The following is a 14,191-nucleotide window of genomic DNA, read 5'->3' as shown; positions in this document are numbered from 1 at the left end:
CGGGAACCCAGCCCAAGGCGCTGGATTACTCAACAACAACCGATCTACATGAGTAATGCTCATCACCTTGATGCAAGGTAATCAGCCACTTCAAAAGGCCAGAAAAAAGGGCGCCGTAATTGCTTACGTCGCCCTTTTCTATTACCCCAAGGTAGCCAAGAGCTTTTCCCACTCCTTGTTTTCTTTCTTGGATACTCCCCCGAGCAGCTCTATGGCCTGACGCAAGCGGAAGCGTGTGAGGTCGGGACCAAGAATTTCCATAGCATCAAGGACCGAGACAGAGCTGGCCTGTCCAGTGATAGCTGCAAACATCAATGGCATCACGTCTCGCAGTTTGAGCTCAAGTCCCTCGGCTACACCTTGAATACATGCCGTAATATTATCCTTGGTCCACTGCCGTAGCGATTCCAACTTCCAGAGAGTCAGCTGCATTACCTGGCGCACCTGATCTGGAGAAAGCTTCTTGTGAGCAAACAACCCCGCATCCAGCGGCAAAGCGCCGGCAAAAAAGAAACTGGCCAGCGGCGCAATCTGACTGAAGGTTTCAACACGCCCCTGTACGTGAGGCGCGATCTTCATCAGGTAGTCAGGGTTGAGCGCCCATTTCTGAACCTCGGCAGCAAATGCCTCCACGCTCAGCTCACGGATCCACTGTCCGTTTAGCCAAGACAGTTTTTCAATGTCGAAAATGGGGCCGCCAAGCGAGATACGATTGATATCGAAGTGCTCGATCATCTCAGCCAACGTGAACTTTTCACGCTCGTCCGGCATTGACCAACCCATCCGGCCCAAGTAGTTCAACATGGCCTGGGGCAAATATCCCATACGCTCATAGAACGTTACGGACGTCGGGTTCTTGCGCTTGGAAAGTTTGCTCTTGTCTGGATTACGCAGCAGCGGCATATAGCACAGTGCGGGTTGCTCCCAGCCAAAGTATTCGTACAGCTTGATGAGCTTGGGTGCGGAAGGCAGCCACTCTTCGCCACGCAAAACGTGAGTAATGCCCATCAAGTGGTCATCGACCACGTTAGCCAGGAAGTATGTCGGCAAGCCGTCTGCCTTCATTAGAACCTGCATGTCCATGCGGTCCCACGGAATTTCGACATTGCCGCGCAGCATATCCGGCACGACGCAGATGCCTTCTGTTGGCACCTTCATTCGTATGACATGGGATTCACCCTCAGCAATACGACGCTGCGCCTCGGCAGGATCGATATGCATGCAGTGTCCATCATAACGGGGCGTTTCTTTGCGGGCCGTCTGCTCGGCACGCACCTGATCAAGACGCTCGGCCGAGCAGAAGCATGGGAACGCATGTCCCTTGGAGACAAGCTCGTCGGAGTACTTCTTATAAATCTCACCCCGCTCACTCTGGCGATAAGGTCCATGTGGACCTCCTACGTCAGGACCCTCGTCCCATTCGATACCCAGCCAACGTAGCGCATCATAGATCTGCTGTTCAGACTCACGTGTAGAGCGAAGCTGATCGGTATCCTCGATACGCAGGATGAACTGACCGCCATGCTGACGAGCAAAGCAGAGATTGAACAAGGCGATGTAAGCGGTACCGACATGGGGATCGCCAGTAGGCGACGGTGCGATACGCGTGCGAACAGTGGTCATGGGAGGTCTCGACACAGAACAATACAAAAGGAGATGGTAGCAGCGGGCAAGCCTTGGCTTCCAGCGCCGAAAACACAAAGGCCCGGCTTTAGGACCGGGCCTTTGTGTTAGACACTCACTCAAGCCGCCATGAGGCGTTCACGCAGTTGCTGGATTTCATCACGCAGTTTGGCTGCGGCTTCAAATTCCAGATCACGCGCCAGCTTGAGCATACGCTCTTCAAGCTGAGCGATCCGCTTGGTGATATCTGCCGGTGAACGCAGCTCGGCCTCATAACGACCGCTGTCCTCGGCTGCCTTGGCGGCACGACGCTTACCGCGGGCACCCGGAACAGCCGCACCTTCCATGATATCGCGGATATCCTTCTTGATTCCCTTAGGCACAATACCGTTAGCCTCGTTAAAGGCCAATTGCTTGGCTCGGCGCCGCTCTGTTTCATCAATGGCACGCTGCATGGAGCCTGTCATCGAATCGGCATAGAGAATCGCCTTGCCGCTCAGGTTACGTGCTGCACGACCAATCGTCTGGATAAGAGAACGCTCTGAACGCAAGAAGCCTTCCTTGTCAGCATCCAAGATGGCAACCAGCGAAACCTCCGGCATATCCAGTCCCTCACGGAGCAGGTTGATACCGACGAGCACATCAAACGTTCCCATTCGAAGATCGCGAATGATCTCGACCCGCTCTACCGTATCGATGTCAGAGTGCAAATAGCGAACCCGAACATCATGATCGGCCAGATAGTCCGTCAGGTCTTCAGCCATGCGCTTGGTAAGGGTTGTCACCAGGACACGCTCATCCTTGGCTACTCGCAAGCGGATTTCAGAAAGCAGATCATCTACCTGTGTCGTTGCCGGGCGGATTTCAATCTCCGGATCGACCAGGCCTGTCGGGCGCACCACCTGCTCAATAACACGGCCGGCATGCTCTGCTTCATAAGGCCCTGGCGTTGCTGATACAAATATGGTTTGCGGACTCCCCGCTTCCCACTCCTCGAATCGCAGCGGGCGATTATCCAGAGCCGAAGGCAGTCGGAAGCCATACTCGACCAGCGTCTCTTTGCGTGAGCGATCACCTTTGAACATTGCCCCTATCTGCGGCACGGTTACGTGAGATTCGTCGATCACCAGCAGCGCATCAGGAGGTAGATAGTCATACAGGGTTGGCGGCGGCTCACCCGGAGCACGCCCGGACAGATACCGTGAGTAGTTTTCGATGCCATTGCAGTAACCCAACTCCATGATCATTTCCAGATCAAAGCGGGTTCGCTGTTCAAGTCGCTGCGCCTCAAGCAGGCGGTTTTGCGTACGCAGGAATTCCAGCCGATCCTTGAGCTCCGCCTTGATATGCTCAATGGCCTCAAGCAGCGTATCGCGTGGCGTGGCGTAATGCGTCTTGGGATAGAAGGTAAAACGCGGCAGCTTTCTGATGACCTCCCCCGTCAAGGGATCGAAGGCCGAAAGATTTTCCACCTCGTCATCAAATAGCTCTACGCGAATAGCCTCAAGGTCAGACTCAGCCGGGTAAATATCGATCACATCACCACGCACCCGAAACGTTGCACGGGAGAACTCCATATCGTTGCGCGAATACTGTAATTCAGTCAGACGCCGTAGCAGCGTGCGCTGATCGATACGATCTCCGCGATCCAGATGCAGCACCATCTTGAGGTAAGCCTTGGGATCGCCCAGGCCGTAGATGGAGGATACTGACGCTACGATGATTGCATCACGGCGCTCCAATAATGCCTTGGTTGCCGACAGTCGCATCTGCTCAATGTGGTCGTTGATAGACGAATCCTTCTCGATAAAGGTATCCGAGGAAGGCACATAGGCTTCTGGCTGATAGTAGTCATAGTAAGAGACGAAGTACTCGACGGCATTATCAGGAAAAAAGGCCTTGAATTCGCCGTACAGCTGAGCCGCCAATGTTTTATTGGGCGCCAGCACGATCGTGGGTCGCTGAATCTGAGCGATGACGTTGGCGATACTGAAGGTTTTGCCCGAACCGGTCACACCCAGCAAGGTTTGATGTGACAGACCAGCATTGATCCCTTCGACCATCTGGCGAATCGCCTCCGGCTGATCACCAGCCGGGGTATAACGTGTAGACAATTGAAATGCAGACATGAGCTTCCTCAAGAGGAGGTGCAGAGAGCCATCCTGCCCGAGATGCACCCCAAATAACCAACACGAACCCAGCGTTTCGTTGTCTGTACTCCTGGAATGACATTGCCATTCAGACTCTTTTAGATGCGTCCTGACAGCATATTTTTCAAGCATTGAACATTAGTCTAGTTACTGCCAGGCGGGACCTGTTTTTTGTCGCTCCGACAGACGATGCCCGCTATACTGTCTCCCCGCTTGCGCACAACGGCAATCGGGTCTTGTGCGTGTTTTCATTCTTCTAAATCGAGCTTGCGCACAATGAGTTTGTTCTCTGCCGTCGAAATGGCTGCCCGCGATCCAATCCTGGGCCTAAACGAAGCCTTCAATGCCGATGCCCGCCCTACCAAGGTTAACCTGGGCGTTGGTGTCTATTACGACGAGCAGGGCCGCATCCCCCTGCTACGCGCCGTAGAAGAAGCGGAAAAGAAACGCGTTGTAGCCCGCGCGCCGCGTGGATACCTGCCCATTGACGGTATTGCCGCTTATGACGAAGCAGTGCAAACCCTGCTGTTCGGTCAGGGCTCTTCACTGATCAGTGAAGGCCGTGTTGCTACTATTCAGGCATTGGGTGGAACCGGTGCATTAAAGGTTGGCGCTGATTTTCTCAAGCGTCTCCTGCCTGATGCCACGGTAGCCATCAGTGATCCGAGCTGGGAGAACCATCGTGCCCTGTTCGAGGCGGCAGGCTTCCCTGTACAAAACTATCGCTACTACCATGCTGCCACGAATGGTCTGAACCGCGGCGGCCTGCTGGAAGACCTTAACGCCCTTCCTCCGCATTCCATTGTGGTATTGCATGCATGCTGCCATAACCCGACCGGTGTCGATCTGCAGCTGGACGACTGGAAGGAAGTGCTGGAAGTCATCAAGACGCGAGAGCACGTGCCCTTCCTGGATATCGCTTATCAGGGATTTGGCGATGGCATCGAGGAAGATGCTGCTGCTGTCCGCCTGTTTGCCGAATCAGGCCTGACCTTTTTCGTTTCTAGCTCGTTCTCAAAATCATTTTCTCTCTATGGCGAGCGCGTCGGCGCACTTTCGATCGTAACGGCTGATCGAGAGGAAACCGCTCGAGTGCTGTCGCAAGTCAAGCGTGTGGTACGCACCAATTACTCCAATCCGCCGACGCACGGTGCCACGATCGTTGCGACTGTTCTGCGCGATCCAGAGCTACGCGCAATGTGGGAGGCCGAACTGGCAGAAATGCGTGATCGCATCCGTAGCATGCGCCATGCTCTGGTGGAAGGACTCAATGCAGCCGGTGCCAAACGCGATTTCAGCTTCGTCAATGGACAGCGCGGCATGTTCTCCTATTCAGGACTGACGACCGACCAAGTTGATCGCCTGAAAGCTGAGTTTGGTATCTACGCGGTAGGAACTGGCAGAATCTGTGTAGCGGCACTGAACAGGAACAATCTGGACGCGGTTATCAAGGCTATCGCCGAAGTTCTCTAAGCGTGTTTTTTGTCTAAGGAGAAGTGTTGACTTCTCCTTAGCAATCAGTAAGATACGTTTTGTTGTTCCGCGATAGCTCAGTCGGTAGAGCAAATGACTGTTAATCATTGGGTCCCTGGTTCGAGTCCAGGTCGCGGAGCCAAATTCAAAACCCAGCCAATGGCTGGGTTTTTTTATGGGCGCATCCAGGCTTCATACGGTAGCGTTCATGCAGAAATTCAATGGCGATCAAGCGCCCCGTGTTTTCCTTTTGCTGTACACTCCCGCCCTTTTTGCAAACTCTGCTTTGCAATCAGGTGCTGCCATAGGCAGTTGCCTGCACTGTAAGAACCCTTTCACTGGCAATACCGGTGAGCACTATCCGAGTCTGGAGCCTATCACCAGACCCTTGCTGCCCTAGTTGGACCTTTTGTTTATGACTGCCGTCTCCCTCCCTCCGGAACAACCGACCGCCTCGCAGGGGCAATCTACAGCAGAGCAAGCCACCACGGCGGAAAAGCCTCACCTGAACCGGGTACTGAAACCTAGGCATCTGAACATGATTGCCATTGGGGGCTCGATCGGCACAGGACTTTTCGTTGCGTCAGGCGCGACCATTGCCTCAGCAGGTCCTGGTGGTGCCCTGCTCGCCTATGCCCTGATTGGTCTAATGGTGTATTTCCTCATGACGAGCCTCGGCGAGATGGCGGCCTATATGCCCGTCTCAGGTTCCTTTAGCACCTATGGAAGCCGCTTCGTTGAAGATGGCTTTGGCTTCGCCCTGGGTTGGAACTATTGGTATAACTGGGCGGTGACGATTGCAGCCGAGCTTGTCGCTGCGCAGCTGATCATGAGCTTCTGGTTTCCGGATGTTCCCGGAATCATCTGGAGCGCGGGCTTTCTTGCCTTGATGTTCCTGCTCAATGTCTTTTCAGCGCGCGGATTTGGAGAAAGCGAATTCTGGTTTGCCCTGATCAAGGTACTGACAGTAGTCATCTTTATTGGCATTGGTCTAGCCAGCATCTTTGGCATTATGCACGGCGTTGAAGCCCCAGGTTTCTCCAATTTCACGCTTGGTGAAGCGCCTTTCGTGGGTGGTCTTCAGGCCATGGTAGGCGTGGCCATGATTGCCGGCTTCTCTTTCCAGGGAACCGAGCTGATTGGCGTGGCAGCAGGTGAGTCCGAAAATCCGAAAAAGAACATTCCGATCGCTATCCGCCAGGTTTTCTGGCGCATCCTGATGTTCTACATTCTGGCGATTTTTGTAATTGCCATGCTGATCCCTTATACCGACCCACGCTTGCTGCAAAACGAAGCCAGTGACATTAGCGTTTCCCCGTTTACGCTGTTGTTTGAACGTGCAGGCTTCGCTGCTGCAGCTGGCGTCATGAATGCTGTCATTCTTTCTGCCATTCTCTCTGCCGGAACTTCTGGCATGTACGCCTCGACGCGCATGCTGTTTAGCCTGGCCGAGCAGGGTAAAGCCCCCCGTCTGTTTGCCAAGGTCTCGCGAAACGGCATTCCACGTAATGCTCTGTACGCGACTACACTGGTAGGCGCCCTGTGCTTTTTGACTTCGATTGTTGGCGATAAGGTGCTTTATACCTGGCTTCTGAATACCTCAGGCATGTGTGGCTTCATTGCCTGGCTGGGTATTGCCATTTCCCATTATCGATTCCGCAAAGGCTATGTCGCTCAGGGTGGAAGACTCGAAGACCTGCCCTACCGGGCCAAACTCTTCCCCTTCGGGCCGCTTCTTGCGTTCGCTCTGTGCCTATTCATTACCATGGGGCAGAACTACACGGCGCTTATTGGCGAGCAGATCGACTGGGCAGGTCTGGCAGCAACCTACATCAGCATCCCTCTGTTCCTGCTGATCTGGCTGGGCTACCGCTTCAAGCACCGCAGCCGACTGGTTCGGTACAAAGAGATGGACCTGAGCTCTGGCGATTGACGCCTTTGACCCCGGCTCATGGCCGGGGTCTAGCTGGCATAGAGATAGGCTTCGATATCAATACCGGCCTCACGCATCTGTGCAAGCTTGTAACGCAGGGTGCGTGCACTGATACCCAGCCGATCAGCCGCTTCCTTACGCCTTCCTCGCTCAGCACGTAACGTTTCCATGATGACCTCGAATTCACGGCGACGCAGGTCATCTCCCAACGCTCCTGCAGTTAGTGATTCATCAAGAGCGGTAGGACTTAAAGGCGCTTTGACCGCAGTCACTGGCGGAGCGATATCACGCGCAACAAATCCGGGAGCACCGTCAAGGCATAGGTCTTCAGGCTCAATGGTACCCGCCTGCTGCAGAATCAAGGCTCGCTGAACCGCATTATCCAATTCGCGAACATTTCCCGGCCAACCGTAGTGCTGAAGCAGCCTGGCAGCTCCTTCCGAAAACACAATACCGCTCTGCCCTGCCCTGGCGGCATGCTTTTTCAAAAGCCGATCTGCAAGCGGCAGAATATCCGCAGGGCGCTCACGAAGCGGTCGCCATGCCAAGGGAAAAACAGACAGTCGATAATACAAGTCTTCTCGAAAGCGCCCGGCGGCTACTTCAGAGGAAAGGTCCCGGTTGGTAGTTGCCAACACTCGAATATCCACCTGCTTGGGTTTGCGCGCACCAACACGCTCTACCTCTCGCTCTTGAAGCACCCGCAGAAGCTTGGCCTGTAACCCTAGTGGCATCTCGGATACTTCATCCAGCAGGATGGTGCCACCATCAGCCAATTCGAACTTGCCTGGCTGTGAGGCGATGGCACCGGTAAAAGCGCCCTTCTCATGACCAAATAAGGTGGCTTCAAGCATGTTATCCGGGATGGCTGCGCAATTGATGGCTACGAAAGGTCCGGCTGCACGCGTTGATTGCAGATGGATATAACGAGCCAATACTTCTTTCCCTGTACCGGATTCGCCAGAAATCAGCACGGTTGAGTCACTTTTTGCAACCCGGGCCGCCAAGGACAGGAGCTGACGACTTGCCGGCTCCTGGGCAACAGGGCTGTCTTGTTCATCAGCGGCTGAATGGCTTACATAGCGCTCGACTCGCTCCAGCAGCACCCGAGGGTCGAATGGCTTGACCAGATAATCCACAGCGCCTTGCCGCATAGCGTCCACAGCACGCTGAATGGAGCCAAACGCGGTCATCAGCAGGACCGGTATATGCCATTGTCTCTGCTGAATACATGCCATGAGCTGATGACCATCCATGCCGCCCATGTTCACATCACTGATGACCAGCCCATAAGCGCTCTGACCCAGTGCTACCAGTGCAGACTCTGCACTGTCGACCGAGTCGAAATCGAAGCCACCGACCTCTAGCGTATCCTCCAGTGCTTCGCGCAGGGCCGCATCGTCTTCTACCAGCAGAATACGAGCGCTCATAGGGGATTCTCCATCAGCACCAGTCGCGGTCCATGAAGCGGCAAGACAAATGTCATACAGGTTCCCCTGCCTGGCCTGGAGCGAATCAACAGGTCGCCGTGGTGAGCCTTAGCTACGGTCCTGGCTACAGTCATGCCAAGGCCGGTTCCCATGGGTTTGGTGGTGAAAAATGGCTCGCCAAGCCGCCTTACCGTTTCAACGGTCATACCGGGGCCGCTGTCGCTGATGGACAACCTCAGGGTGTCCTGCCTGGCGTACGCGTGAATCTTGTACCGCGCGGTCTTGCCTGCGGCCTGCACAGCGTTATGGACAACATTCATGACTGCACCTACAAACGTGTCCCGGTTACAAAGCACTTCTCCTACAAATGCGTCGCATTGCCATCGCAATTGCAGATCTTCCAGGTAGGGATTGGCAATTGACTGGATGGCAGCGAACAACTGAACGGGAGAAACTCGATCATTGAGCGGCAGCTCACCGCGCGCAAAGATCAACATATCCTGAACCTGGTTCTCAAGCTCATGGAGGCGATCTTTGAGTCGGCTGGCAAATCGTTGCTGCTGCTCGAATGGCAACGGACGCTCAGACAGGTGGCCTGCATACAACATGGCGGCAGATAAAGGTGTACGAATCTGATGCGCAAGCGAAGCAACCATGCGCCCCATGGAGGATAAGCGCTCATGGCGAGCCAGCTGCTCTTGAAGGCGGCGCGTTTCAGTCATATCGCTCAGCATGATGAGCTGGCCGGGTTCACCGTCCAGCGAGCGTGTCGCCAATGACACCCGACGACCACTTTTGAGTGATACTTCATGCCCATCATCTTTGCGAGGCGCGAAGCAGCGACCGATAACGTCCCGCCAAAGCGTTCCTACCAGCGGCTCGCCTAGTAGACCGACTGCAATAGGATTGGCCTCGCAGACAACGCCCTGCCCATCCAGAACGATGATGCCGGCCGGAAGAATATCGAGAAGACTTTGCAGTCGGTTAGCCAGCCGCTCCTTCTCTGCCAACTCCTGAACACGTTGGGCGGTTTCTCGTGCAAGCTCACCTTTCAGATCCGATAGACGATCTTCAAGCCAGCCATACGGCTCATTGAACAGATCGGAGATGGGCTCAAACAGAACACTAGCCTGCTCAAGTGTTCGTCTGACGTCATCCGTAGAAGGCGTATTAGAAGGAACCGGCGTTACAGATGAACTCATGCGGTACTCTCTGTTTAATGACAGGAAGTCGTCACCAAACAGAGAGTGTGCAAGCTGCGTGCCGTTAGTAGAGGCGCCTCAGAGGCAAGCGTTACTCCTCATCCGCCAGTTCGTCCTCACGGCGACCCATACCATACTTGCGCATCTTTTCGACCAGGGTAGTACGCCTGATACGCAAGCGCTCGGCCGCCCGAGCGACCACACCGCCAGCATCATCAAGAGCTTGCTGGATAAGGCTTTGCTCAAGATTCGCCAGATAATCCTTGAGATCCAGCCCTTCTGACGGCAGTAGTGCAGAGGATGCTGCCGGACCCGGAAGACTGGCTAGCGCTACCGCTTCACGCTCTTCAAGTTCTTCACGCAAGGATGTGGTCATTGCGTCGTTTTCATCTTCTACGTAACGGAATTTCTGTGGCAGCTCAGCTACACCGATAACGCCATAGGGATGCATGATCGCCAGTCGCTCAACCAGGTTGGCAAGCTCACGCACGTTACCCGGCCAGCTGTGCCGGCACAGCGACATGATAGCCGCCGAGTTAAAGCGGATGGAGCCGCGCTTTTCATGCTCCATACGGGAAATCAACTCATTGATGAGCAGCGGAATATCTTCTGCACGATCCCGCAGGGGCGGCATATCGATTGGAAAAACGTTAAGACGATAGAACAAGTCCTCACGGAAGGACCCATCCTCGATCATCTTCTCGAGATTCTTGTGAGTTGCTGCAATGATGCGCACATCGACTGTTTGAGTCTTGTTACTGCCCACACGCTCGTAGGTACGCTCCTGCAACACACGTAACAGCTTGACCTGCATGTTAAGTGGCATATCGCCGATCTCGTCCAGGAAAAGCGTACCGGTGTTGGCCAGCTCGAACCGCCCGGCGCGGTTGGTAATGGCCCCGGTAAACGCACCCTTCTCATGACCGAACAGCTCACTTTCCAGCAACTCAGCTGGAATAGCGCCGCAGTTTACTGGAACAAAAGGGCCGTCTTTACGTTTTGAATGGAAATGCAGGTTGCGCGCAACAACCTCCTTACCTGTACCTGACTCACCGAGAATCAAGACACTGGCTTCGGTATCCGCGACTTGCTGCATCATTTTCCGCACGCCTTGAATGGCGCGGCTGGTGCCAACCAGGCTACGGAAAAGATTGGGCTCACGCTGGCGTCCGCGGTCTCGCGCTTGGTCATACATATCCCGATAGACCTGAGCGCGATGGAGCGAGTCGAGCAGCTGGTTGTATTTAACCGGAACCTCTAAGGTCGCCAGGATGCGCCGCCGGACATCATCCGGCCAGTCGCTGTACGTGACGGCACCTAGCAATAGAATAGGGAGGACCTCGTCAAACGCTGCCAGCTTTTTTAGCAGCTCGACGCTCCCCCCCTGCGCGTCGATCTGGCCCAGCAAAACACACAGTACCGCTCGACTACTTTCAAACGACTCGACAGCCTGCTCCCAATCAGCACTCGTACAGGCGACATGCTCTTCGCCTAGAAAGGCCAGAATGACGGCAAGATCGTGGCGACGCTTCGCGTCATCTTCTATCAGGAGGATTTTAGTTTCACGCCACATCTTCAATTATTCCCTTTCCGCCAAAGACCACTAACAGGCATAGCCCTAGTAAAGTCAAAAGTGGGAACAGAGTCAATTTTATGACGTGCTTTTCTTACTTTAAATTTATTCCGCTGGTCGTATTCTCAGCCAAATAACTTGTAAACATTGGCCGCTTTTTGGGACCGCTTTACTCGGGTTGCTTTTTTTGCAAGCTCGTTACGCTGCATCCGACTAGCGTAGATCAGCTTCCCGTAAAAAGAGAGCAATTCCTCTAAACTTAAACGCAAAGCATAATCATTACGCGGCTGCTCTTGCATAGCTTCGTCTATGTATAAACGGCAAGCTATATCCAAGGGCCCTATTGCGTCCCAATCTTGATTATCGAGTGCGGTAGCCATAGCTTCCCGCGCCTCATCTATTCGCTGAATAGCCAGTGACATAACGCGATCTCCGATTTTCTTAGACTGTAGGCGCTATGCCATCCCAACCTTCTTTGACGGTGCGTAACAGCTTGGCAACCTCATCTATTTTTGTTTCATCGTTATGCTGGTTCGCCTCGATCAAACGTTGTGTCATATAGACATACAGATCATTAAGATTAAGGGCTATCTTCCCCCCTTTCTCAGGATCCAATGCTTCACGCAAGCCACCGATGATATCAATTGCCTTACCAATCAGAACGCCTTTTTCAGCAACCTGACCGCGAACCATAGCTCCTTTTGCTTGAGCAAGCCTCGTTAAACCCGTCTCCATTAGCAACTGAACCAGTCGATGAGGACTGGCTTCCAATACTTGAGCGTGCGTGTTTACCTGCTGGTAATGACGCATAGCTGATTTGGCATACATGAATGAGTTCCTCACGTACTCGGTTTCGATGTCTTTATATCGGCCTGACGAATGAAAGCTTTAAAACAAAAAAGCCCGCACAAGGCGGGCTTTTTCACATCAAGAAATCATTCTTTCTTGTTGTTTAACGCGTTTAGCGTCGTCATCAAGCTTGTACTGGTAGCATTTAACTGGGCTACCAAACTATCCATCGCGTTATACTTGGCGTTCAAAGTCTCTTCAAGCTTCTCAATTCGAAGATCAAGCGCTGACTGCTGGTCAGTCAAACTATCCAAGGTAGTTTGAAGACTGATTTTCCTACTATCAAGAATACCCTTTGACTGAGTATAGCTATCAACTCTGCTATCAAGTCTTTTTAGAAGTCCTGAGTCGCCAGTGAAAAAGCCCGCAACAGCGGAATAGTTTTCAGTCAGAGCCTTATCCAGCTTGGTACTGTCAACTTCAAGCGTACCGTCCTGCTTGGTCATGATACCTAACTGGGACAGCATACTGATTCCACCTGTACTAGAGTTCTGTACGTTCGTAAGTTCATTACGAATATCACTTAGGAGACTCCGCACAGTAGCATCGCCTGTAAGCGCAGCTGCTGTAGTGCTTGAAGAATCCGAAGCCACGGTAGAAGAGACTTTAGTCAGAGAGTTGGCGGTCTGCATCAAGGCATTATAGGCGTCAACAAACGTTTGAACAGACTTTTTAAGGCTGTCCTTATCAGTAGAAACAGATACGGTAGAAGTGCCTACTCCACTTAACGTTAGGGTAAGCCCACTGATAGTCTTGTCCAGTGTATTACTTGAACTGGTCATCTCCAGACCATCAACTATAAAGCTGGCATCCACCGGACGCGCCTCTACGAAACCACTAACGAGCTTACCGTTAGCATCCTTCACCTGAGTCGTGCCATCAACTGCGAAAGCAGTAAGCGCACTATCGCCTGTAGTGATCGAAAGATCAGTACCCGCTCCAGTGGTCGTTGAACTCAAGACAAGCCGGCTGCCTGATGAGTCAGTCAAGATGTTAGCGGTGATACCCTTACTTTGCAGCTGCTGGTTAATCGCATCGCGCACTTCAGATAGAGATGATCCAGCCGGAATATCGACATCATAAGAATTGCCTGTGCCCGAGGCGGAACCCTGAGTAATAGTCAGCTTACCGGCATCAGCAGTCGTTGCGCCAGCCGCCATGACTTGAGTAGCCACTTTGGAACTGGTTGCAAGATTTTTAACATCAAGGGAATAACTGCCATTTACAGCACCAGTGCTGGAAGTGACAGTGACAGTCTTTTCGTTGGATGACTTGGCAGTTAACCCAACAAAAGCAGACTCGCTGTTAAGTTTTTTTACCGCACTCTGGAACGTTTCCAAAGCACTTTTCAGACTACCAATTGCCGAAAGCGTAGTATTGGCTTTTTTGGTCTGAGTATCGATCTGATTCTGCTTGGGTGCTTTTTCAGCATTAACTAGCGCTGAAACGATAGATTTTGTATCGACACTTGACCCAAGACCACTAAACGAAATACCTGCCATGATTTTCGCCTCAATAAAATTTTGACTATCTAGTCATCATGGTTTTAAGTAAGCATTATCCAGGCCAGTTTTAAACCTTATCCTGAAGAAGCGCGATATTGTCACCCTTTAAGCTTTGAGCCAGTTTGAGTGCTTCTTCTGAAGGAATCTGCCGGATTAACTCACCACTGGCTTTGGCAATAACCTTAACAACGACATCTCCGGTGCTTTCGTCAATAGAAAACTTGAGATTGCGCTGCACCGAGTCGACAAAATCCTGGATACTTTTAACGGCCTGCTCTACTTCTTTAGCATCTGGCTTAGGTGTTTTTGCTTTTGCCAAAGCAGAATCATTTAAAGACTGACGGTCGCCGGCACTTGTTTCCGCCTTGGCGGAGTTTCCGCTGTGGGCGTAAACCGTATTCAGCTTGACATTCATGTCCATGTCATCACCTCACAAACAAGAAAACGAGGAGG

General features: G+C 52.9%; 11 protein-coding genes and 1 tRNA gene. 3 read left to right on the top strand and 9 right to left on the bottom strand.

Features of this window, described 5'->3' with window-relative positions:
* Nucleotides 1-141: 141 nt before the first annotated feature.
* Both gltX and uvrB read right to left on the bottom strand, forming a co-directional pair.
* Nucleotides 142-1,623, bottom strand: coding sequence for a glutamate--tRNA ligase (gene gltX, locus JQR90_RS07905; RefSeq protein WP_010797898.1), 1,482 nt, complete (start codon nucleotides 1,621-1,623; stop codon nucleotides 142-144).
* 119 nt (nucleotides 1,624-1,742) lie between these two features.
* Nucleotides 1,743-3,752: an excinuclease ABC subunit UvrB gene (gene uvrB, locus JQR90_RS07900; RefSeq protein ID WP_010797897.1), complete on the bottom strand. Its 2,010-nt coding sequence runs from the start codon at nucleotides 3,750-3,752 to the stop codon at nucleotides 1,743-1,745.
* A gap of 297 nt (nucleotides 3,753-4,049) precedes the next feature.
* Between uvrB and JQR90_RS07895 the strand changes: the two genes are divergently transcribed.
* The 3 genes from JQR90_RS07895 (at nucleotide 4,050) to JQR90_RS07885 (ending at nucleotide 7,179) form a co-directional block, all read left to right on the top strand.
* Nucleotides 4,050-5,246 (top strand): amino acid aminotransferase, encoded by a 1,197-nt coding sequence (locus JQR90_RS07895; RefSeq protein ID WP_286790826.1) that lies wholly within the window; start codon nucleotides 4,050-4,052, stop codon nucleotides 5,244-5,246.
* Between the two features lie 66 nt (nucleotides 5,247-5,312).
* Nucleotides 5,313-5,388, top strand: a tRNA-Asn gene (locus JQR90_RS07890).
* Nucleotides 5,389-5,661: 273 nt separating this feature from the next.
* A complete protein-coding gene (locus tag JQR90_RS07885; RefSeq protein WP_150347647.1) occupies nucleotides 5,662-7,179 on the top strand; it encodes an amino acid permease in 1,518 nt (505 codons plus the stop codon).
* Nucleotides 7,180-7,208: 29 nt separating this feature from the next.
* Here JQR90_RS07885 and JQR90_RS07880 read toward each other — a convergent pair whose 3' ends face one another.
* The 7 genes from JQR90_RS07880 to JQR90_RS07850 form a co-directional block, all read right to left on the bottom strand.
* On the bottom strand, nucleotides 7,209-8,609 hold the full coding sequence (locus JQR90_RS07880; RefSeq protein WP_434140694.1) for a sigma-54-dependent transcriptional regulator: 1,401 nt from the start codon (nucleotides 8,607-8,609) through the stop codon (nucleotides 7,209-7,211).
* Nucleotides 8,606-9,811, bottom strand: a complete 1,206-nt coding sequence (locus JQR90_RS07875; protein ID WP_434140693.1) for a sensor histidine kinase — start codon at nucleotides 9,809-9,811, stop codon at nucleotides 8,606-8,608. The genes JQR90_RS07880 and JQR90_RS07875 overlap by 4 nt, the downstream gene beginning before the upstream one ends.
* Before the next feature lie 91 nt (nucleotides 9,812-9,902).
* Nucleotides 9,903-11,384 carry a sigma-54 dependent transcriptional regulator gene (locus tag JQR90_RS07870; protein WP_010797892.1) on the bottom strand — a complete coding sequence of 494 codons (1,482 nt, stop codon included), beginning with the start codon at nucleotides 11,382-11,384 and terminating at the stop codon, nucleotides 9,903-9,905.
* Between the two features lie 125 nt (nucleotides 11,385-11,509).
* Nucleotides 11,510-11,806 (bottom strand): hypothetical protein, encoded by a 297-nt coding sequence (locus JQR90_RS07865; RefSeq protein WP_010797891.1) that lies wholly within the window; start codon nucleotides 11,804-11,806, stop codon nucleotides 11,510-11,512.
* A 19-nt stretch (nucleotides 11,807-11,825) separates the two neighbouring features.
* Nucleotides 11,826-12,212 (bottom strand): flagellar export chaperone FliS, encoded by a 387-nt coding sequence (gene fliS, locus JQR90_RS07860; RefSeq protein WP_312507843.1) that lies wholly within the window; start codon nucleotides 12,210-12,212, stop codon nucleotides 11,826-11,828.
* A gap of 107 nt (nucleotides 12,213-12,319) precedes the next feature.
* The gene (gene fliD, locus JQR90_RS07855; RefSeq protein WP_312507842.1) at nucleotides 12,320-13,735 is read right to left on the bottom strand and encodes a flagellar filament capping protein FliD; all 1,416 of its coding nucleotides are present in this window, start codon (nucleotides 13,733-13,735) and stop codon (nucleotides 12,320-12,322) included.
* Nucleotides 13,736-13,805: 70 nt separating this feature from the next.
* Nucleotides 13,806-14,159, bottom strand: coding sequence for a flagellar protein FlaG (locus JQR90_RS07850; RefSeq protein WP_010797888.1), 354 nt, complete (start codon nucleotides 14,157-14,159; stop codon nucleotides 13,806-13,808).
* Nucleotides 14,160-14,191 lie beyond the last annotated feature (32 nt).

The organism is Pseudomonas sp. JZ114 (assembly GCF_051027705.1).
Lineage (GTDB): Bacteria > Pseudomonadota > Gammaproteobacteria > Pseudomonadales > Pseudomonadaceae > Chryseomonas > Chryseomonas luteola.
This window is presented reverse-complemented; position numbering and strand designations above follow the sequence as displayed.